The 19,643-nt window shown below is 70.1% G+C and carries 17 protein-coding genes; 10 read left to right on the top strand and 7 right to left on the bottom strand.

Annotation, left to right across the window (positions count from 1 at the left end; all coding sequences use genetic code 11):
- Positions 1 to 44: 44 nt before the first annotated feature.
- Entirely contained in the window at positions 45 to 3,326 is a 3,282-nt protein-coding gene (locus ALI22I_RS37930; protein WP_077010422.1) for an AfsR/SARP family transcriptional regulator, read from the bottom strand.
- A 242-nt stretch (positions 3,327 to 3,568) separates the two neighbouring features.
- Here ALI22I_RS37930 and ALI22I_RS37925 point away from each other — a divergent pair, with 242 nt between their 5' ends.
- The 5 genes from ALI22I_RS37925 (at position 3,569) to ALI22I_RS37905 (ending at position 9,400) form a co-directional block, all read left to right on the top strand.
- Positions 3,569 to 5,248: an ABC transporter substrate-binding protein gene (locus ALI22I_RS37925; protein WP_077010421.1), complete on the top strand. Its 1,680-nt coding sequence runs from the start codon at positions 3,569 to 3,571 to the stop codon at positions 5,246 to 5,248.
- A 75-nt stretch (positions 5,249 to 5,323) separates the two neighbouring features.
- On the top strand, positions 5,324 to 6,328 hold the full coding sequence (locus tag ALI22I_RS37920) for an ABC transporter permease (protein ID WP_077010420.1): 1,005 nt from the start codon (positions 5,324 to 5,326) through the stop codon (positions 6,326 to 6,328).
- Positions 6,325 to 7,251 (top strand): ABC transporter permease, encoded by a 927-nt coding sequence (locus ALI22I_RS37915; protein WP_077010419.1) that lies wholly within the window; start codon positions 6,325 to 6,327, stop codon positions 7,249 to 7,251. Before ALI22I_RS37920 ends, ALI22I_RS37915 begins: the two co-directional genes overlap by 4 nt.
- A gap of 5 nt (positions 7,252 to 7,256) precedes the next feature.
- The gene (locus ALI22I_RS37910) at positions 7,257 to 8,252 is read left to right on the top strand and encodes an ABC transporter ATP-binding protein (protein ID WP_077010418.1); all 996 of its coding nucleotides are present in this window, start codon (positions 7,257 to 7,259) and stop codon (positions 8,250 to 8,252) included.
- Positions 8,253 to 8,308: 56 nt separating this feature from the next.
- Complete coding sequence (locus ALI22I_RS37905) at positions 8,309 to 9,400, top strand: ABC transporter ATP-binding protein (protein WP_143532710.1); 1,092 nt, start codon at positions 8,309 to 8,311, stop codon at positions 9,398 to 9,400.
- A gap of 49 nt (positions 9,401 to 9,449) precedes the next feature.
- Here the strand turns inward: ALI22I_RS37905 and ALI22I_RS37900 are convergent, their stop codons facing one another.
- Entirely contained in the window at positions 9,450 to 10,151 is a 702-nt protein-coding gene (locus ALI22I_RS37900) for an SDR family oxidoreductase (RefSeq protein ID WP_077010416.1), read from the bottom strand.
- A gap of 80 nt (positions 10,152 to 10,231) precedes the next feature.
- Here ALI22I_RS37900 and ALI22I_RS37895 point away from each other — a divergent pair, with 80 nt between their 5' ends.
- Positions 10,232 to 10,669 (top strand): winged helix-turn-helix transcriptional regulator, encoded by a 438-nt coding sequence (locus ALI22I_RS37895; RefSeq protein WP_238598762.1) that lies wholly within the window; start codon positions 10,232 to 10,234, stop codon positions 10,667 to 10,669.
- A 57-nt stretch (positions 10,670 to 10,726) separates the two neighbouring features.
- Here ALI22I_RS37895 and ALI22I_RS37890 read toward each other — a convergent pair whose 3' ends face one another.
- Positions 10,727 to 11,302, bottom strand: a complete 576-nt coding sequence (locus tag ALI22I_RS37890) for a TIGR03086 family metal-binding protein (RefSeq protein ID WP_083752304.1) — start codon at positions 11,300 to 11,302, stop codon at positions 10,727 to 10,729.
- Positions 11,303 to 11,384: 82 nt separating this feature from the next.
- Here ALI22I_RS37890 and ALI22I_RS37885 point away from each other — a divergent pair, with 82 nt between their 5' ends.
- Positions 11,385 to 12,005, top strand: coding sequence for a TetR/AcrR family transcriptional regulator (locus tag ALI22I_RS37885; RefSeq protein WP_202971172.1), 621 nt, complete (start codon positions 11,385 to 11,387; stop codon positions 12,003 to 12,005).
- Here ALI22I_RS37885 and ALI22I_RS37880 read toward each other — a convergent pair.
- The gene (locus ALI22I_RS37880; RefSeq protein ID WP_077010413.1) at positions 11,960 to 12,529 is read right to left on the bottom strand and encodes a DedA family protein; all 570 of its coding nucleotides are present in this window, start codon (positions 12,527 to 12,529) and stop codon (positions 11,960 to 11,962) included. The genes ALI22I_RS37885 and ALI22I_RS37880 overlap by 46 nt on opposite strands.
- Before the next feature lie 291 nt (positions 12,530 to 12,820).
- A complete protein-coding gene (gene leuA / locus ALI22I_RS37875) occupies positions 12,821 to 14,611 on the bottom strand; it encodes a 2-isopropylmalate synthase (RefSeq protein ID WP_077010412.1) in 1,791 nt (596 codons plus the stop codon).
- Between the two features lie 247 nt (positions 14,612 to 14,858).
- Between leuA and ALI22I_RS37870 the strand changes: the two genes are divergently transcribed.
- The gene (locus ALI22I_RS37870) at positions 14,859 to 15,158 is read left to right on the top strand and encodes a hypothetical protein (RefSeq protein ID WP_077010411.1); all 300 of its coding nucleotides are present in this window, start codon (positions 14,859 to 14,861) and stop codon (positions 15,156 to 15,158) included.
- On the opposite strand, the gene ALI22I_RS37865 is transcribed toward ALI22I_RS37870, so the two are convergent.
- Both ALI22I_RS37865 and ALI22I_RS37860 read right to left on the bottom strand, forming a co-directional pair.
- Positions 15,155 to 15,796 carry a nitroreductase family protein gene (locus ALI22I_RS37865; RefSeq protein ID WP_338013533.1) on the bottom strand — a complete coding sequence of 214 codons (642 nt, stop codon included), beginning with the start codon at positions 15,794 to 15,796 and terminating at the stop codon, positions 15,155 to 15,157. The genes ALI22I_RS37870 and ALI22I_RS37865 overlap by 4 nt on opposite strands.
- Positions 15,778 to 17,001 carry a hypothetical protein gene (locus ALI22I_RS37860; protein ID WP_077010409.1) on the bottom strand — a complete coding sequence of 408 codons (1,224 nt, stop codon included), beginning with the start codon at positions 16,999 to 17,001 and terminating at the stop codon, positions 15,778 to 15,780. The genes ALI22I_RS37865 and ALI22I_RS37860 overlap by 19 nt, the downstream gene beginning before the upstream one ends.
- 79 nt (positions 17,002 to 17,080) lie before the next feature.
- On the opposite strand from ALI22I_RS37860, the gene ALI22I_RS37855 reads away from it, so the two are divergent.
- A complete protein-coding gene (locus tag ALI22I_RS37855; RefSeq protein WP_077010408.1) occupies positions 17,081 to 18,346 on the top strand; it encodes an aspartate kinase in 1,266 nt (421 codons plus the stop codon).
- Entirely contained in the window at positions 18,343 to 19,404 is a 1,062-nt protein-coding gene (locus ALI22I_RS37850; protein WP_077010407.1) for an aspartate-semialdehyde dehydrogenase, read from the top strand. The genes ALI22I_RS37855 and ALI22I_RS37850 overlap by 4 nt, the downstream gene beginning before the upstream one ends.
- Positions 19,405 to 19,643: the final 239 nt, after the last annotated feature.

The raw sequence follows: 19,643 nt of genomic DNA, 5'->3' as shown, positions 1-19,643 counted from the left end.
CGGACAACTGAACGGACAACTGAACGCCAAGCCGAGCCTGGCGGCTACGCCGACCCGTCCTCTGCCGAGCACTTCGGGACAGCCCGCACGATGTCCGCCTCCGGTGACCCGATGGCGGTGAACCACTCCAACGCGGTCCGCCAGTGGCTGCGCGCGGCGGAGAGATCGCCGGTGGCGGCCAGGGCGTCGCCCGCCAGGTGCGCGGCCCGTGCGTGCACGAACCGCTGTCCCGTGGTCCGGCTCGACTCCAGGCACCGCAGCGCCAGGTCCAAGGCCTGCGACACGTCACCCTGGTCGAGCCTGATCCGCCCGAGCACGGCCAGCACGTCCACCTCGGCGATCCGCAGCCGGTAGCGGACCGCGCTGTCCAGCGCCTGGCCGGCCGAGTACCGGGCCTCGTCCAGCCGGCCCGCCGCACGGTGGGTCAAAGCGAGGCTCCGCCGTGCCGCGCAGATCCCCAACGGGTAGCCGGTCTCCTCGGCGATCCGCAGCGCCTCCGTGGTGCGCTCCACCGCCTCGTCCAGCCGCCCCAACCCGCACAGCGCCTCACCCAGGGCGTTCTTCGCGTCGCACAACCCCTTCAGGTTGCCCAACTCCTGCGCGATGCCCACCGCGCGACCGGCCTCACGCGCGGCGTCGGCCCAACGGCCCCGCATCACGTAAGCCAACGCCAGGCCCTCGTGCGAGAAGTGCGCGAACCCGCGTGCCCCGGCGCGTTCGTACAGCTCACCGCACCTCTCGTAGAGCTGCGCCGCCCGTTCCGGCTGTCCCAGGAACAGGTGCACCTCGGCCAACGCCCGGTGGCTGTCGGCCTGCGTCATCCACGCCCCGAGCCGGTTGCCGACGTCCAACGCGCCCTCGAACGACGACACCGCCCGGTCCAGCTGCCCGAGCTGCATGTACACGCCGCCGAGGTTGAGCTGGGCGATGCCCTCCTGCTGCAACGCCCCGATGGACCGCGTGATCACCAAAGCGCGCTCAAGGTGGTCCGCGGCCTGCTCCAGATCGCCCACATCGATGTACACCGCGCCGAGGTTCGCCAGCACGGCCGCCTCGACGGCGGGCGCGGCGCCGGTGCGCTGCTGGATCGGGATGGCCCGGCGGAAGTAGTCGACGGCCACCCGGTGCTGCCCGATCGCCCAGTACAGCGTGCCCAACGAGGACAGCATCGCCACCTCGCCGACCGGGTCCTGGACGGCCTGCGCCACCGCCAGCCCGGCCTTCGCCGTCGCCAGCCACTCCACCGGCAACCCGATCGTGTAGAAGTACCGCCGCAACGCGTCGGCCAGCTGCCACACGTCCCGGTCGGGTTGGCGGTCGGCCGCGTGCAGGACCAGCCCGACCAGGTTGCCCCGCTCGGCATCCAGCCAGGCCAGCGCCTCCGCCGAGGTCGAGAACAGGCGCGGGGTCACGCCCGGCACGACGTCCGTGCGCGGCAACCGCAACAGCGTGCTCTTGAACGCGTCGGTGGCGTTGTCCACCGACCGGATCGACCAGTCCAACAGCCGCCGCCCGGCCTGGGCGCTCTCCGCCGCGTCGTCCTCGATCGACCGCCGCTCGGCCGCGTAGTCCCGCAGCAGGTCGTGGAACTGGTACCGGCCGGGCGCGTGGTTGTCCACGAGGTTCGCGGTGGCCAGCCGGTCGAGCCGGCGTCGGGCGTCCTGCGTGGTCAGACCGCCCAACGCGGCGGCCACGTCCGGCGTGATGTCGCCCGGCGCCAGCGACAGCAGCCGGAACAGTGACGCCAGATCCGGCTTCAACGCCGTGTACGACAGGCCGAACGCCGCGTGCACCGCAGCGCGCTCGTCACCCTCCACGGCCAACGCCGCCAGCCGGTTGCCCGCCCGCAGCTCCTCCACGTACGACGCGATGGTGATCTCCGGCCGGGACAGCAGGTTGGCCGCCGCGATCCGCAACGCCAGCGGCAGGTGCGCGCACAGCTCGGCCAGCTCGTCGGCCGCCTCCGACTGCGACGCCACCACCTCGTCGCCGAGCATCCCGGCCAGCAGCGCCCGCGTCTCGGCCAGGTCCATCACGTCCAGCCGCACGTTGGACGCGGCGTGGCTCACCGCCAGCCCGCGCAAGGTGTCCCGGCTGGTCACCAGCACCGCGCAGCCGGGCGAGCCGGGCAGCAGCGGCCGGATCTGCTCGGCGTTGGCCGCGTTGTCCAGCACCAGCAGCACCTGCTGGTCGGTCAACCGGGACCGGAACATCGCCTCCTGCTCGTCCTGGTCGAGCGGCACCGACTCGGGCGGCACGCCCTGCGCCCGCAGGAACCGCGGCAGCACGTCCACCGCGCTCAACGGCGGCCCCTGGGCGTACCCGCGCAGGTTCACGTACAGCTGCCCGTCGGGGAAGAAGCGCCGCATCTTGTGCGCCGTGTGCACGGCCAGCGCCGTCTTGCCCACGCCGGGCGGCCCGGCCAACGTCACCACCGGCACGCCCTGCGCCGTCCGCAGCAACGCCTCGATCAACTGAACGGCCTGCTCACGGCCCACGAAATCGCCGATGTCGGCGGGCAGCTGCGACGGCACCACCCGGTCGCGCCGAGCAGCCGCCGCACTCTGCCCCAGGGCCGGCGACGGCGACCCGCCGAGCACCTGCTGGTGCACGCGCCGCAGCTCGTCACCGGGGTCGATGCCCAGCTGCTCGGCCAGCAGCCCGCTGACCCGCCGGTACGCACCCAGCGCGTCGGCCTGCCGCCCGGACCGGTACAGCGCGATCATCAGCTGCGACCACAGCCGTTCCCGCAGCGGGTGTTCGCTGGTCAGCCGGGACAGCTCGGGGATCAGCTCGGCGTGCCGGCCCAGTTCCAGGTCCACCTCGACCCGGCGTTCCTCCACGTGCAGCCGCCGTTCGCCCAGCCGCGGCACCTCGTCGCGGTGCAGCACCTCCGACGGCACGTCCACCATCGCCGGCCCCCGCCACAGCGCCAGCGCCGCGGTGAAGATGGCCGCCGCGGACTCCAGTCGGCCCGCGGCCCGTTCCCGCTCGCCCTCCTCTACCAGCTGTTCGAACCGCATCACGTCGATGGTGCGTTCATCGACGTCGATCAGGTAGCCGTCGGGAACGGTCCGGATCGGCACGGCCGGGCCCAGCACCTGCCGCAACCGCATCACGTAGGTCTGCAACGTGCCGCGTGCCCGCGCGGGTGGCTCGGTGCCCCAGATGTGTTCCGCCAACTCGTCGACCGAGACGCCGGCGCCGGCGCGCATGAGCAGCGACACCAGCAGCGAACGCTGCCGTCCCGCCCGCACCGCGACCTGTTCGCCGTCGACCAGTACCTGCAACGGGCCGAGGACGCGGAACTCGACCACAGGGCTCACCGGCGACCTCCCTCCGCACACGTGCAGGTTTCTGTTGTCCGTTGTACAGCGTAGGAGGGCGTATGCCGGCTCGTCGGTGATCACGTTGGGTCAGCGCAGTGGTGCCGGCGGTGTTTGAAGTGAAATGTGAACGGTCATTCACGGTGGCCGGATCGTGACCTGAGCTGCTTCGGAGGGTCACGGTGAACGGTTAGGGTCCGTGACCACACCGTGAGATCCCAGATTTCCACTAGGGGTGTTTGATGGCTCATTCCCGAACGGCACGGCGCCGATGGACGGCCGCGATCGGCCTGACCGGCGTCGCCGTCCTCGCACTGTCCGCCTGCGCCGAATCCGAGCGGGGAACAGACGACGCGTCCGGCAAGACGGGTGGCACGCTGATCTTCGGCGCGGCGGGCAAGCCGAAGAACTTCGACCCGATCTTCAACGACGACGGTGAGAGCTTCCGCCCGATCCGGCAGATGTACGACACGCTGATCACGTACAAGAGGGGCACCGCCGACCTGGCGCCCGGCCTGGCCGAGAAGTGGGATCTCTCCGACGGCGGCAAGACGATCACGTTCAGCCTGGTCCAGGGCGCGAAGTTCCACGACGGCACGGCGTTCGACGCGGCCGCGGTCTGCTTCAACTTCGAGCGCTGGTTCAACATGAAGGGCGCCGCCGCCCAGAGCCAGATGATCTACTACGCGGACATCTTCAAGGGCTTCGCCCAGAACGAGGGTGACGCGTCCGGCACGCCGCTGTACAAGTCGTGCGAGGCCAAGGACGCGAACACCGCGGTGCTGAACCTCAACGCCTACAGCAGCGCGCTGCCGGCCGCGTTCGGCCTGACCTCGTTCTCGATCTCCAGCCCCGAGGCGCTGAAGAAGTACGACGCGGACGCGGTCACGCAGTCCGGCGAGTCCTTCGCCTACCCGGCCTACGCCACCGAGCACCCGACGGGCACCGGCCCGTTCAAGTTCGAGAGCTACGACAAGACGAACAACACCATCACCCTGGTCCGCAACGAGGACTACCACGGTGAGAAGGCCAAGCTCGACAAGATCATCTTCAAGATCATCGAGGATGAGAACGCCCGCAAGCAGGAGCTGAAGGCGGGCACGATCGACGGGTACGACTACCCGAGCCCGGCGGACTTCAAGTCCCTCAAGGACGACGGCTTCGACGTGCTGATCCGCCCCGCGTTCAACATCATGTACCTGGGCATCAACCAGGCCAACACGCCTGCCCTCAAGGACATCCGGGTCCGCCAGGCGATCGCCTACGCGGTCAACCGCGAGCAGCTGGTCAAGACCAAGCTGCCCGAGGGTGCCGAGGTCGCGACGCAGTTCCAGCCCAAGACGGTCGCGGGCTACGCCGACGACGTGACGAAGTACCCCTACGACCCGGCCAAGGCCAAGGACCTGCTCAAGCAGGCCGGCGTGGAGAACCTGACGCTGAAGTTCTACGTGCCCACCGAGGTCAGCCGGCCGTACATGCCCAACCCGGTGGACTACGCCGCGGCGATGACCGAGGACCTGAAGGCCGTCGGCATCAACGTCGAGACGGTGCCCCGCCCGTGGAACGGCGGCTACAAGGACGACGTGCAGAAGTTCGGCAAGCACGACCTGCACCTGCTCGGCTGGACCGGTGACTACAACGACGCCGGCAACTTCCCCGGCACGTTCTTCGGCCGGTCGAAGCCGGAGTTCGGCTTCGACGACAAGGCGCTGTTCGACGAGATCGCGGCGGCCGACGCCGTGGTCGACGCGACCGCGCACGCCGACGCGTGGAAGCAGGTCAACCGCAACCTGCTGAGCAAGTACCTGCCCGCCGTCCCGATCTCGCACTCGCCGCCCGGCATCGTGGTGAACAAGAAGATCAAGGGTCTGACCCCCAGCCCCCTGACCGACGAGCGCTTCGACACGGTGACCAAGGACTGACCCGTCCAAGCCCATGAGTGGTGGCGTTCGAACCTGAGCGCCACCACTCGTGCATTTTCCGAGGATTCCACCACCATGCTGCGATTCACCATTCGCCGCTTGCTGCAAGCGATACCCACGCTCTTCGTCCTGTCGGTGTTGGTGTTCGCCTGGCTGCGCTCGCTGCCGGGTGGTCCGGCCACCGCGCTGCTGGGCGACAAGGCCACCCCGGAGTCGATCGCCTCGCTGGAGAAGATCATGGGGCTCGACCAGCCCCTCTACCTCCAGTACTTCAACTTCCTGGGCCGCATGCTGAGCGGCGACATGGGCAACTCGATCATCTCCGCCGACCCCGTGCTGGAGGAGATCGGCCGCGCGCTGCCGGCCACCATCGAGCTGTCCGTCGTCGCGCTGCTCATCGCCGTGCTGCTCGGCATCCCGCTGGGGTACCTGTCCGCGAGTTACCGGGGCCGGTTCTTCGACAACGCCACGATCATGGGCACCCTGGCCGGCGTCGCCGTGCCGGTGTTCTTCCTGGGCATCGTGTTGAAGTACGTCTTCGCCCAGGAGTTGGGCCTCCTGCCGCCGTCCAGTCGGCAGGACGCGGACATCGACGCCACGAGAGTCACCGGCTTCGCGACGCTCGACGGCATGCTCACCGGCGAGTGGGACGCGACGGGGAACGCGCTGTGGCACCTGGTGCTCCCCGCGATCGCGTTGAGCAGCATCCCGCTCGCGGTGATCGTCCGGATCACCCGCGCGTCGGTGTTGGACGTCCTCAACGAGGACTTCATCCGCACCGCCAACGCCAAGGGCCTGCAGGCCACCGTCGTGCGCACCCGGCACGTGCTGCGCAACGCGCTGCTGCCGGTGTCGACCACCGTCGGCCTGCAGACCGGGTTGCTGCTCGGCGGCGCGGTGCTGACCGAGAAGGTGTTCGTGTGGGGTGGCCTCGGCTCGTTGCTCAGCGAGGGCATCCAACGCCGTGATTACCCCAGACTCCAGGCGCTGATCCTGCTGGCCGCGGGGGTGTACGTCCTGGTCAACCTCCTGGTCGACATCTCCTACGCCATCATCGACCCGAGGGTGCGGACGTCATGACCTCCTTGCTGGACCGCAAGAAGAAGAGGGTCGACGACCTCGCGGAGTCCGCGGGCACCAGCCTCGCCGCGGACGCGTTCCGGCGGATGGCGCGCAACCCGGTCGCGGTCACCGGTGCGGTCATCGTGCTGGCGTTCGTGCTGCTGTCGATCTTCGCGCCGTGGCTGGCGCCCAAGGACCCGTTCCTGCGCTACCCGGAACTGCTGGAGAACCTGCGGGCCGACTCGATCCCCGGCCCGCAGCCGGGCTTCCTGCTCGGCAGCGACGAGTTCGGGCGCGACTTCTTCAGCCGCCTGCTGGTCGCCTCGCAGCAGTCGCTGGTCGTCGGCGTCGTGGCGACGCTGTTCGGCGGCGCGATCGGGATGCTGATCGGCGGCCTGGCCGGCGCGCTGGGCGGCTGGGTGGACACGCTGCTGATGCGGCTGACCGACATCCTGCTGTCCGTGCCGAGCCTGCTGCTGGCGATCTCGATCGCGGCACTGGCCAGCCGGGGCAGCCAGACCACGGTGATCATCGCGGTGGCCGTGGTCAGCGTGCCGATCTTCGCCCGCCTGCTGCGCGGCTCCATGCTCGCCCAGCGGCACAGCGACCACGTGCTGGCCGCCACCGCCCTGGGCGTGAAGCGCCGGACCATCGTGTTCCGGCACATGCTGCCCAACTCGCTGGGCCCGGTGATCGTGCAGGCCACGCTGACCCTGGCGACGTCGATCATCGAAGCCGCGTCGCTGTCGTTCCTCGGCCTCGGCGACCCCGACCCCAACCGGGCCGAGTGGGGTCTGATGCTGAGCAAGTCGCAGTCCTACATCGACGTCAAGTTCGAGCTCGCGCTGTACCCGGCCCTCGCCATCATCGTCGTCGCGCTGGGCTTCACGCTGCTCGGCGAGTCGCTGCGCGAGGCCCTCGATCCGAAGAACCGGAGGTAGCCGCGGTGGCGCTACTGGAAGTGCGTGACCTCACCGTGGTCTTCGAACGCAAGGGCACCAAGCCCTTCACCGCCGTGGACCACGTGAGCTTCGACGTGGAGCCGGGGCAGACCGTCGGCCTGGTCGGCGAGTCCGGCTGCGGCAAGTCGGTGACCTCCCTGGCGATCATGGGCCTGCTGCCCGCGCGCGGCGCCCGGGTGACCGGCTCGGTGCTGTTCGAGGGCGTGGACCTGCTCACGTTGCCGGACAAGCAGTTCCGCGACCGGCGCGGCCGTGACCTGGCCATGGTGTTCCAGGACCCGCTGTCCTCGCTGAACCCGGTGATCCCGATCGGCATCCAGGTGACCGAGGTGCTGGAACGGCACCGGGACATGCCGCGCAAGAAGGCGATGGTGGAGGCGGCCGGGCTGCTGGACAAGGTCGGCATCCCCGACCCGACCCGGCGGCTCAGCGAGTACCCGCACCAGCTGTCCGGCGGTATGCGGCAGCGCGCGTTGATCGCGATCGCGTTGGCCTGCCGACCGCGGTTGCTGATCGCGGACGAGCCGACGACGGCGCTGGACGTGACGATCCAGGCGCAGATCCTGGCGTTGCTGAAGGAACTCGTGCACGACATGGGCACCGCGCTGGTCATGATCACACACGACCTGGGCGTGGTCGCCGGTCTGTGCGACGAGGTGAACGTGCTCTACGGCGGGCGTGTGGTGGAGAAGGCGGAGCGGCACGAGCTGTTCGCCGCGCCGCGCCACCCGTACACGCACGGCCTGCTGGCGTCGATCCCGCGGCTGGACGCGCCGCGCGGGGAGAAGCTGAACCCGATCCGGGGTTCGGTGTCGGACAACATCCCGTGGACCGAGGGGTGCGCGTTCGCGCCCCGGTGCCCGAACAAGCTGGACGTGTGCGTGCGGGTGACGCCCGAGCAGGAGGACATCGGCGGCGGCCGGTTGCTGCGCTGCCACAACCCGGTGAAGCCGCCGGTGGTCGAGGAGGTGTCGGTGTGAGCACGGCTGTCACTCCCGGGTCGGAGACGCCCCAGTCGGACACGTCGGCCGACACCCTGGTGTCCGTCGAGGGCATCAAGGTGCACTTCCCGATCAAGCGGGGCGTGATCCTCGACCGCACGGTCGGCCACGTGTACGCCGTGGACGGGGTGGATCTGTCGGTCCGGCGCGGCGAGACGTACGGCCTGGTCGGCGAGTCCGGCTGCGGCAAGTCCACCCTCGGGCGGGCGGTGCTGCGGCTGACCGAGCCGACGGCCGGGCGGGTGGTGTTCGACGGCACGGACCTCTCGTCGCTCCGCGGTGAAGAGCTGCGCAAGATGCGCCGCCGGATGCAGATGGTGTTCCAGGACCCGATGTCGTCCCTGGACCCCCGGCAGTCGGTGGAGTCGATCCTGGTCGAGGGCCTGCGGGCGCACGGCCTGGACAAGGGGCGCGAGGCGACCGGCAAGCGTTTGCGCACGTTGCTGTCGGCGGTCGGGCTGCCGATCACGTCGCTGCGCAAGTACCCGCACGAGTTCTCCGGCGGTCAGCGGCAGCGCATCGGCATCGCGCGGGCGTTGGCGGTCGAGCCGGACCTGATCATCGCCGACGAGCCGGTGTCCGCGCTGGACGTGTCGGTGCAGGCGCAGGTCGTCAACCTGCTGGAGGAGTTGCAGGACGAGTTCGGGCTCACCTACCTGGTGATCGCGCACGACCTCGCGGTGGTGCGGCACATCTCCGACCGGGTCGGCGTGATGTACCTGGGCGGTCTGGTGGAGGAAGCGACCTCGGACGACCTCTACGCCGAGCCGCTGCACCCGTACACCAGGGCCCTGCTGTCCGCGATCCCGGTGCCGGACCCGCTGGTCGAGGACCGGCGGGAGCGCATCCTGCTGACCGGTGACCTGCCCTCGCCCGCGAACCCGCCCACGGGCTGCCGCTTCCACACCCGCTGCCCGTGGAAGCAGGCGACCCGCTGCGACACCGAGCGCCCCGAACTGCGCGAGGTCCTGCCGGGCCACAAGGTGGCCTGCCACTGGGCGGAGGACATCCGCGCGGGCGCCATCCGGCCGCACGAGGTCGAGGCCGTGCTGGTGGAGGAGGACGGCATCTCGCCGGACGTCCCCCTGGTCGGTCCGGCCTCGATGACGGAGGCCTTGAACCCGTGATCCCCGCGTCCGGGGGCCGCTGTTCAGCGCCCCCGGACCGGGTTCCCGGTCAGACCACCTGTGGGTAGAGAGCGGTCGGGTCGGCGGACAGGGCGGCCTTCAAGTCGATGACGCCCTGGTCGGCCAGCACCTCCAGCCGGTCGGCCTCGATACCGTCCAGGGCGGCGCGCACGACGTCGGCCGGGTCGTTCTTCGGCACGTCGAGGCTCGCCGTCATGTCCGTGTCCGTCGGACCCAGGTGCAGACCCGTGACCAGCGTGCCCTGGGCCGCGAGTTCCACGCGGACGCCGTTGGTGAGGCTCCACTGCGCCGCCTTGGCCGCGCTGTACGCGGTGGCGCGGTCGTAGGACACCCACGACATCGACGACAGCACGTTGAGGATCGCGCCGCCGCCGTTGGCGGCGAGGACCGGTGCGAACGCGCGGATCACGTCCAGCGTGCCGTAGAAGTGCGTGTCCATCTCCAGCTTGATCGCGGCCGGGTCGCCGGTGACGAGGTTCTCGCCGGTGATCAGACCCGCGTTGTTGACCAGCAGCGTGACGTCGCGGGCGGCGGTGGCCGCGGCGGCGACGGTGGCCGGGTCGGTGATGTCCAGCCGCAGCACCTCGACGCCCGGCACGTCGACCAGGTCGGGGTTGCGCGCGGTCGCGTAGACCTTGGCCGCGCCCCGTTCCAGCAACTGCCGTGCGAAGTGCCTGCCGATACCGCGGTTCGCACCGGTGATCAGGGCAATCGAGTTGGCGATCTTCAAGGATGTCTCCCCAGGCGTGGGTTGGTTTTGCCAACCTAGCCTGGCTGGATTGGATTGCACAACCGAGCCATACTGTGTCCGTGACGGCACCCGACGACGCCCCGTGCTCCATGGCCAAGGCGGTGGAGATCGTCGGAGAGCGCTGGACCTTCTTCGTCCTGCGCGAGGCGCTGGCGGGCGCGACCCGCTTCTCGGAGTTCCGCTCCCGGCTCGGCATCGCGTCCGACGTGCTCGCCGTCCGGCTCGCCAAGCTGGTGGACACCGGGCTCATGGCCAGGCGAACCTACCGGGAACCCGGGCAGCGCCCCCGCGACGGCTACCACCTCACGGACGCGGGGCAGCGGCTGGGCGTGGTGCTGTGCGCGTTGCAGGAGTGGGGCAACGAGCACATCCCGTGCACCGTTCCCACGGTCGCCTACCGCGCGCCCGACGGCCGGCCCGTGTGCGTGCAGTTCGTGGACCCCGACGGCGTCGTGGTGCCCCGCAATGAGGTCCGTGTGGAGCGGGTCGCGGACTAGGCGTGCCCGCACCGGGGGCGCCTCCCCCTGTGGTGGCGTCCCCGGTGCGGTGATCGGTTACGCGGGCCAGTTCGGTGAGCGGCCGAGCAGGCCCACCAGCCGGTCCGCGATCGGCGCGTCCTCCGGCACGTCGACCGGCATCGCGAACGCCCCTCCCGGTCCTCGAACGTTCGGCGTGGTCGGATAGTGCCGCGCCATCCGGTACGCGGCCGTGGCCAGTCCGGTGTCGAGGGTGCTGTCGATGCCGATCGCGCGGCACAGGTCCCAGGCGTGCACCAGGTTGTCCACGAAGTGCGCGGCCACCGCGTCCTTGCCCGGCAGTCGGCCGAAGCCCGTGAAGTCGACCCGCCGCTCCAGCGCGCCGTTCGCGCGGAACACCTCGGTGGCCGCGTCGGTCGCCGCCCGGTAGGCGATGAGCATGTCGTCGCTCGCCGCCGTCCCGACGGCCGTGCCGCCGACCATCGCGGCGAACGACAGCGTGGACTCGACCTGGTGGCGCAGCAGTTCGTAGACGGTCCACCCGCCGCACGGCGTGGCCATGTCCAGGTGTGCCTCTTCGAGGTCCGCCATCAGCTTCAGGTTGAGGTCGAGCGCAGACCGGTTCAGGTCCAGTAGATCCATGTGTTCCCCCATCCCTCTAATTGTACGAACGATCGTACAATTAGTCTGCCGGTGGTCAAGAGGGGGCAGTGGTCAAGGGGCTAGCGTGGAGACCGTGAAGGTCGACGGACGGGTGGAGCGCGGCGAGCAGACGCGGCGGCAGATCCTGCGGCGGGCCGCGGAGATCGCGTCGGTCGAAGGGCTGGAGGGCCTGTCCATCGGGCGGTTGGCCACCGAGCTGGAGGTCAGCAAGAGCGGCGTGTTCGCGCACTTCGGGTCGAAGGAGGAACTGCAACTCGCGACCGTGCGCGCAGCGGCCGCGATCTTCGCCACGCAGGTCGTGGAGCCCGCGCTCGTCGTGCCGGTGGGTCGGGAACGGCTGGAACTGCTGCTGAACGGGTGGCTGGCGTACTCGGAGAACCGGACGTTCCCCGGCGGGTGCTTCTTCTACGCCGTGCAGGCCGAGTTCGACGCCCGGCCCGGACGGGTGCGTGACGCGATCGCCGGGTACGGGCGCGAGTGGAACGAGTACGTCCGGGACACCGCCGCCGTCGTCCCCGGCGTGGACGACCCGGACCAGTTGGCGTTCGAGCTGATCGCGTTCCTGGAGATGGCCAACGCCCAGTCAGTGCTGCACGACGACCCGCACGCCTACGACCGGGCGCGCAAGGCCGTGCGGGCGCGGCTGGCTCAGGCGGGCACGGCCTCGGCCGCCGCGTCCACGACCCGGCGCTGAGCCGCCTTGACGGCCATCCCGATCGGCACGCTGATCAGAGTGGCGACGCCGAACGAGATCAGCACGGCCACCAGCGGGTCGGTGAAGACCTGGCCGCCGAAGTAGCCGAGCGTGGCCGTGTAGGCGCTCCACAGCGCGGACCCGACCACCGCGATCGGCGCGAACCGCCGGACCGGCCACCGCAGCGACCCGGCCAGGATCGCCCCGACCAGCCCGCCGCCCGGCACGAACCGCACCGCGACCAGGATCGACTCACCACGCGTGGCCAGCTTGGACGCCGTCCACGCCACCACGGCCCGCGGCCCCGGTCGTTGACCGAACCTGGTGAGCGCCCGCATCCCGGCACTCCGCCCGATGGCGAAGTTGACCAGGTCGGACAGGGCGCAGCCGACAGCGGCCACGCCGATCACGGCGGCCAGCGGCAAGTCACCGGACGCGGCCAGCACGCCGCAGCCGATCAGCACGGCCTCCGTCGGCGCCAACGGCACGAGGGCGACCACGAACAGCACCACGAGGGCGGTCATGTCCGGGGAACGTCGAGGGGTTCCGGATCATCTCCAACCTGTCGGTCTCTTCAGGATTTCATCCGGTCCCGTTCACGAACCCGCTGGTAGAGCGTCGATGATGTTACGCGCGGCACAAGTCTCGCTGAGATCTTCGGTGAAGAAGGCGATGGCCAGGTGGGCGTGGAAGACGACGTCCGGACCGTCGGGCACCTACACCATCCGGTCCATCAAGTTCGATTGATCGCCGAGCTGCGCTGAGAGCGGGGCCGCCTCGCCGACCGGATGGCGGCGAGGCGACCCCGAAAACTCTTACCGGTTGGCCCGGTTCACGGCCGACACCAGGGCGCGGAGTGACGCGGACACCGTGGAGCTGTCGATCCCGACGCCCCACAGCACCCGGTCGGCCACGGCGCACTCCAGGTACGCCGCCGCACGCGCGTCGTCACCCGACGACATGGCGTGCTCGAAGTAGTCCAGCACCCGCACGTCGTAGCCGACGCTGGCCAGGGCGTCCACGAACGCGGCGATCGGGCCGTTCCCGCTGCCGCTGATCTCCTGCGTCTCGCCGTCCACCACCACGACGGCCTTGATCTTCTCGTGGCCGCTGCCGTCGCCGGACACCTTCTGGCGCAGGAGCCGCAGCGGCACGACGCCGTCCAGGTACTCGTCGGAGAACGAGTCCCACATGTCCTTGGGGCTGATCTCGCCGCCCTGGGTGTCGGTGACCTCCTGGATGACCCGGGAGAACTCGACCTGCAACCGCCGCGGCAGGTCGAGGTGGTGCTCGGTCTTCATCAGGTACGCCACGCCGCCCTTGCCGGACTGCGAGTTGACCCGGATCACGGCCTCGTAGTTGCGGCCGACGTCCTTCGGGTCGATCGGCAGGTACGGGACCTCCCACGGGAACTCGTCCACGTGCTGCCCGGCCGCCTTGGCGTCGTCCTCCAGGGCCTCGAAGCCCTTCTTGATCGCGTCCTGGTGCGAGCCGGAGAACGCGGTGAAGACCAGGTCACCACCGTACGGGTGGCGCTCGGCCACCGGCAGCTGGTTGCAGTACTCGACCGTGCGGCGGATCTCGTCGATGTCGGAGAAGTCGATCTGCGGGTCGATGCCCTGGCTGAACATGTTCATGCCCAGCGTCACCAGGCACACGTTGCCGGTGCGCTCGCCGTTGCCGAACAGGCAGCCCTCGATCCGGTCCGCGCCGGCCAGGTAGCCCAGCTCGGCCGCCGCCACGCCGGTGCCGCGGTCGTTGTGCGGGTGCAGCGACAGCAGGATCGACTCGCGCCGCGCCAGGTTGCGCGACATCCACTCGATCGAGTCGGCGTACACGTTCGGCGTGGCCATCTCCACCGTCGCCGGCAGGTTGATGATCAGCGGCTTCTCCGGCGTCGGCTGGATGATCGCCGACACCGCGTCGCAGACCTCCAGCGCGTACGACAGCTCGGTCCCGGTGTAGGACTCGGGCGAGTACTCGTAGCGGAACTCGGTCTCCGGGTAGTCCTTCTCCTGCTCCAACGCGAACGCGGCGGCGTCGGTGGCGATCTTCTTGATGCCCTCGCGGTCGGACTTGAACACGACCCGGCGCTGCAGGATCGACGTGGAGTTGTAGAAGTGCACGATCGCCTTGGTCGCGCCGCGCAGCGACTCGAACGTCCGCTTGATCAGCTCGGGCCGGCACTGGGTCAGCACCTGGATGGTCACGTCGGGCGGGATGGCGCCGTCCTCGATGATCTCGCGGACGAAGTCGAAATCGGTCTGCGACGCGGCCGGGAAGCCGACCTCGATCTCCTTGTAGCCCATCCGCACGAGCAGGTCGAACATCTTGCGCTTGCGCGCCGGCGACATGGGGTCGATCAGCGCCTGGTTGCCGTCACGCAGGTCGACGGCGCACCACAGCGGCGCCTTGGTGATCCGCTTGGACGGCCACGTGCGGTCCGGTACGTCGACCGCCTCGACCAGCTCCTGGAACGGCCGGTAGCGGTGGACGGGCATGGACGTGCCGCGCTGCGGGTTCCAGACGGGCTGCTCGGGAACGGGACGCGCCGGGGGCCGGATGCGGCTGGTGCCGGTGCTGTAGGCGTCCGGGCTGGTGGTCATGATCGGGGTGCTCCTGCTGCCGGTGGAACAGACGACCGGCGGCACGCTCGAACCCGCGACGGGGGGCCGGTCTGGTCAGACCCCGTCACGGCGGCGAAGCAGGAGGGCACGTGCCATGACGCCTAGGTTAACCAGATTCCGCGCCGAGGTGGAACTCGCACGCCCAGATGGTGGAACTTCCCCGGCCGATGGTGGAACTTGCACCCGCCGGAGTTTCACCTGATCGTGGGACGGGCACCTTCTTGACATGTCTAGATGGCGAACCTCAACGCGCAGCGGGAGCTACACCGCTGCCCGAGTGATCCGCGGTGTTGGCGCCGTGTTCGCGCTCATCGAGGTCCTCTACATCCTGATGATCCTCTTCGGGGCGAACCCCGCCAACGCGTTCTTCCTGTTCGTCCAACAGCTGGCAGTGCCGCTGGCGTTGTTCTTCCCAGGCCTGTTCCAGCTGGGCAACGCGAATCTCGACCTGATCGTCAACTACGGCTTGGCCGCGGTGTTCTGGCTCGTCGTGACCAACCTGCTGGCGCGCCTCGTCGCCCGCTAGCGCGGCCCGTCCGCGCCCTCGTCGTTCCCCCCGCGGCGAGGGCGCGGACCATCGTCCGGGAACGCCGGCTGCCCCCACTGGCCTGTGAAAACGGTCTCGGTCAGCGGTTTGCGCTCGCGTGGCCGGCGCTCTCGGGCCTGGAGGTCCTCGGGCAGTTGCGCCACATCACCGAGCACCCCCACCGCGATCACGACGACCGACCGCACGTGGTCCGGCAGCCCGAACGCCTCGCGCACCGCGTCCGGCGAGAACCCGCCCACTTGGTGTGTGACCAAGCCCATATCCACGGCCTGCAACACCAGGTTCTGCACCGCCAGCCCCAGCCCGTACTCGGTGTTCGGCATGGGCCCGCGCTCGTCCGACTCGGCCACCGCGCCCACCAGCAGCACCGACGCCCGCGCCGCCCACGTCCGGTTCTTCGGCCGCAAGGCCGCCAGGATTCGCGCGAACGTGTCGTCGCCCCGGTACCCGAGCAGGAACCGGGCGGGCTGCGTGTTGCCGTGTGAGGCCGCCCACCGGGCCGCCTCCAGCAGCACGCGCATCGTGGCCGGCGCCACCTCGGCCGTGCCGTCGAACGCGCGTGGACTCCAGCGCCGCACGATCAAGGGGTTCGGCTCCATCAGATCGCGTACTGCCAAGCCGTGATGGCGTACGCGCCGAACCAGGCGCTGAACACCGCCACCCCCACCAGCACCGCCACCACCGTGCTGGTCCGCCGCCGCGCCAACGCCAACGCGACCGGCACCAGCAGCGTGAACGCCGGCAGCAGCAGCCGCGCCTTCGAGTTCATCAGCCCGTTCGACCCGAGGTCCATGGCCAGCACGCCGATGCCGTAGACGATCAGCGGCCACTCCAGCCCGCGCCGGAAGCTCAGCACCACCAGGGCCAGCGCCACGACCAGCAGCCACACCGTGGCCAACTCCAGCACCGAGCGCGGCTCACCCAGGATGAGCAGCGCGAACCTCCACGTCGCCGCCCCGCCGTCGAACCGGGAGTCCCACCCGATCTGCTGCACGGCGAACCAGCCGTCCCACCGCCCGGTGCGCAGCGCGACGTACGCCAGGTACCCGACCAGCCCCAGCGGCGCGACCAGCCCGCCGACCCACGGCCGCCACCCGTCCCGCCGCTGCCAGATCGCCACGGCCGCCGCCGCGCACACCGCCAGGATCAGCGCCCCCGCCGTCGGCCGCACCAACCCCGCCGCCGCGCAGCACACCCCGGCCAACACCCAACGCCCCTCGACCACACCCACCAGGGACCACACGGCCAGAGCGCAGAACGTCGCCTCGGAGTACGTCATCGACAGCACCACGGCCATCGGCGACGCCGCGAACAGCACCACCAGCACGAGCCCGGCCCGCCGCGACCCGCCGAACACCCGGTCGCCGAGCCGGGCCAGCCCGTAGGCGCAGAACACCCCGCTGACCAGGCTCACCGCGAACGCCGCACCCACGGTCGGCACGCCGGGCAGCCCGTCCAGCCACCGCACCAGCGTCGGGTAGCCGGGGAAGAACGCCAACGGCGTCTCCGCCGACCGCCGCCCGAACGCGTCCACCAGCCAGTCCGGCACGTTCGCGTAACCGCCCTCGGCGATACCGAGGAACCACTGCCCGTCCCACGACGTGAGCGCCCTGGTCACGTCCTTGTCCCACCGGGCCGCCATCAGTTGGAGCACCAGCAGCCCCAGCTCCCGGACGGCCAGGTAGAGCACCGCCGGCGCGAGCGCGATCGTCACCCGGTGTCTGGCCGCGCGCGCCAGCCGGTCACGCGCGCTCGGCGCGTTCTCGGGGTCCACGCGAACGGCCTCCAGGGTCGACACGGGGTTGAGGGTAGTGGGCGTCACCGCTGGCCACCGCTGTCCACTCCTTGGGCCAGGTAGTCTCCCGGTGAGCTGGGCTTAAAGCACCGGGAGGAGTGGATCAGTGGCGCTCGTCGTCCAGAAATACGGCGGTTCCTCGGTCGGGAGCGCCGAGCGGATCAAACGGGTGGCCGAGCGCATCGTCGCGACCCGCAAAGCGGGCAACGACGTCGTCGTCGCCGTCTCCGCGATGGGCGATACGACCGACGAGCTGCTCGACCTCGCGCGCCAGGTGTCCCCGGTGCCGCCCGCCCGCGAGATGGACATGCTGCTCACGTCCGGTGAGCGCATCTCCATGTCGCTGCTGGCGATGGCGATCAGTTCGCTGGGTGCCGAGGCGCGCTCGTACACCGGCTCGCAGGCCGGCGTGATCACCACGGCCGTGCACGGCAAGGCGCGCATCATCGACGTGACGCCCAGCCGCATCCAGGACGCGCTGTCGGAGGGGGCCATCGCGATCGTCGCGGGCTTCCAGGGCGTGAGCCAGGACAGCAAGGAGATCACCACGCTCGGCCGGGGCGGCACCGACACCACCGCGGTGGCGTTGGCGGCCGCGCTGAAAGCCGACGTCTGCGAGATCTACACCGATGTGGACGGCGTGTTCACCGCCGACCCCCGCATCGTGCCGAACGCCAAGCGGCTGGAGACCATCACCTACGAGGAGATGCTCGAAATGGCGGCGTGCGGGGCCAAGGTGCTCATGCTGCGCTGCGTCGAGTACGCCCGTCGGTACGGCGTTCCGGTGCACGTCCGATCTTCGTTCAGCAACAAGCCCGGGACCATCGTGTCCGGGTCAGTGGAGGACCTTCCCGTGGAACAGGCGATGATCACCGGCGTCGCGCACGACCGGTCCGAGGCCAAGGTCACCGTGACGGCGGTGCCCGACCTGCCCGGCATGGCGGCGCGCATCTTCCGCGTCGTGGCCCAGGCGGAACTCGATATCGACATGGTCGTGCAGAACGTCTCGCAGGCCGTGTCCGGCCGCACCGACGTGACGTTCACCCTGCCGAAGGACGACGGGCCGCGCGCCGTGGCCGTGCTGGAGAAGGCGCGCGACGAGATCGGCTTCGACCAAGTGCTCTACGACGACCACGTGGGCAAGGTGTCCCTGGTCGGCGCGGGTATGCGTTCGCACCCCGGCGTGACCGCGCAGTTCTGCGAGGCGCTGGCGTCGGCGGGCGTGAACATCGAGATCATCTCCACCTCGGAGATCCGGATCTCGGTCATCTGCCGCGACACGCAGCTCGACGACGCGGTCCGTGCGCTGCACGACGCGTTCGAGCTGGGCGGCGACGAAGAGGCTGTGGTTTACGCGGGGAGTGGACGATGAGCCCGGTTCTGGCTCTTGTTGGGGCTACCGGTGCCGTGGGCACCGTCATGATCGACATCATCAACGGTAGGGAGTCCGTGCCGTGGGGTGAGATCCGGCTGATCGCGTCACCGCGTTCGGCGGGCAAGAAGATCACCGTGCGCGGCGAAGAGCTGACCGTGATCGCGCTGTCGCCGGAGGCGTTCGACGGCGTGGACATCGCGATGTTCGACGTGCCGGACGAGGTGTCGGCCGAGTGGGCGCCGATCGCCGCGTCGAAGGGCGCGGTCGCGGTGGACAACTCCGGCGCGTTCCGGATGGACCCCGAGGTGCCGCTGGTGGTGCCCGAGGTCAACGCCGACCAGATCGGCGTGCGGCCCAAGGGGATCATCTCCAACCCGAACTGCACGACGCTGTCGATGATGGCCTCGCTCGGCGCGCTGCACCGCGAGTACGAGCTGCGCGAGCTGGTCGTGGCGTCCTACCAGGCGGCGTCCGGTGGCGGGCAGGCGGCGATCGACCGGCTGTACGCGGAGATCTCGGCGCTGGCGGGTCAGGAAGTCGGCGTGCGTGCGGGCGACGTGCGGGAGACGCTGGAGGCCGCCGGTCTGCCGGTGTCCGACTCGCCGTTCCCCGCGCCGCTGGCGTTGAACGTCGTGCCGTGGGCGGGGTCGTTGAAGGACGACGGGTGGACCAGCGAGGAGCTGAAGGTCCGCAACGAGGCCCGCAAGATCCTGGGCATCCCGGAGCTGAAGGTGTCGGCGACCTGCGTGCGCGTGCCCGTGGTGACGACGCACTCGCTGGCGGTGCACGCGACGTTCGCCCGTGAGGTGACCGTCGAGCAGGCGCACAAGATCTTCGAGGAGCAGCCGTCCATCGTGCTGGTGGACGACCCGGCGGCCAAGCGCTTCCCGACGCCGGCGGACGTCGTGGGCGGCGACCCGACCTACGTCGGCCGGGTGCGGCAGGCGCTGGACTTCCCGAACACGCTGGACTTCTTCGTGTGCGGTGACAACCTGCGCAAGGGCGCGGCCCTGAACACCTACGAGATCGCCGAGGAACTGGCGACCCGCCTGTAGCAGCGGTCCGACGGTGAAGGGGCACGGCCTGACCAGGCCGTGCCCCTTCACCGCGTTCGGCTAGTAGATGTACCACCACTGGCTGGTGTAGCCGGCCGGGCAGGCCGCGAGCACCAGCTTCGTGCCGACCGCGTTGGACCCGAGGTCCATGCAGTACCCGTTGTCGTTGTGGATCAATACCAACTCGCCTCGGCCCGCGGCTGTGCCTCGGGTGCCGCACTCGCGCTCGCCGTCATCGC

Source organism: Saccharothrix sp. ALI-22-I (assembly GCF_001984175.1).
Classification (GTDB): Bacteria; Actinomycetota; Actinomycetes; order Mycobacteriales; family Pseudonocardiaceae; genus Actinosynnema.
Note: the sequence above shows the minus strand (reverse complement) of the source record. Positions and strands in the feature narration are given on the sequence as shown.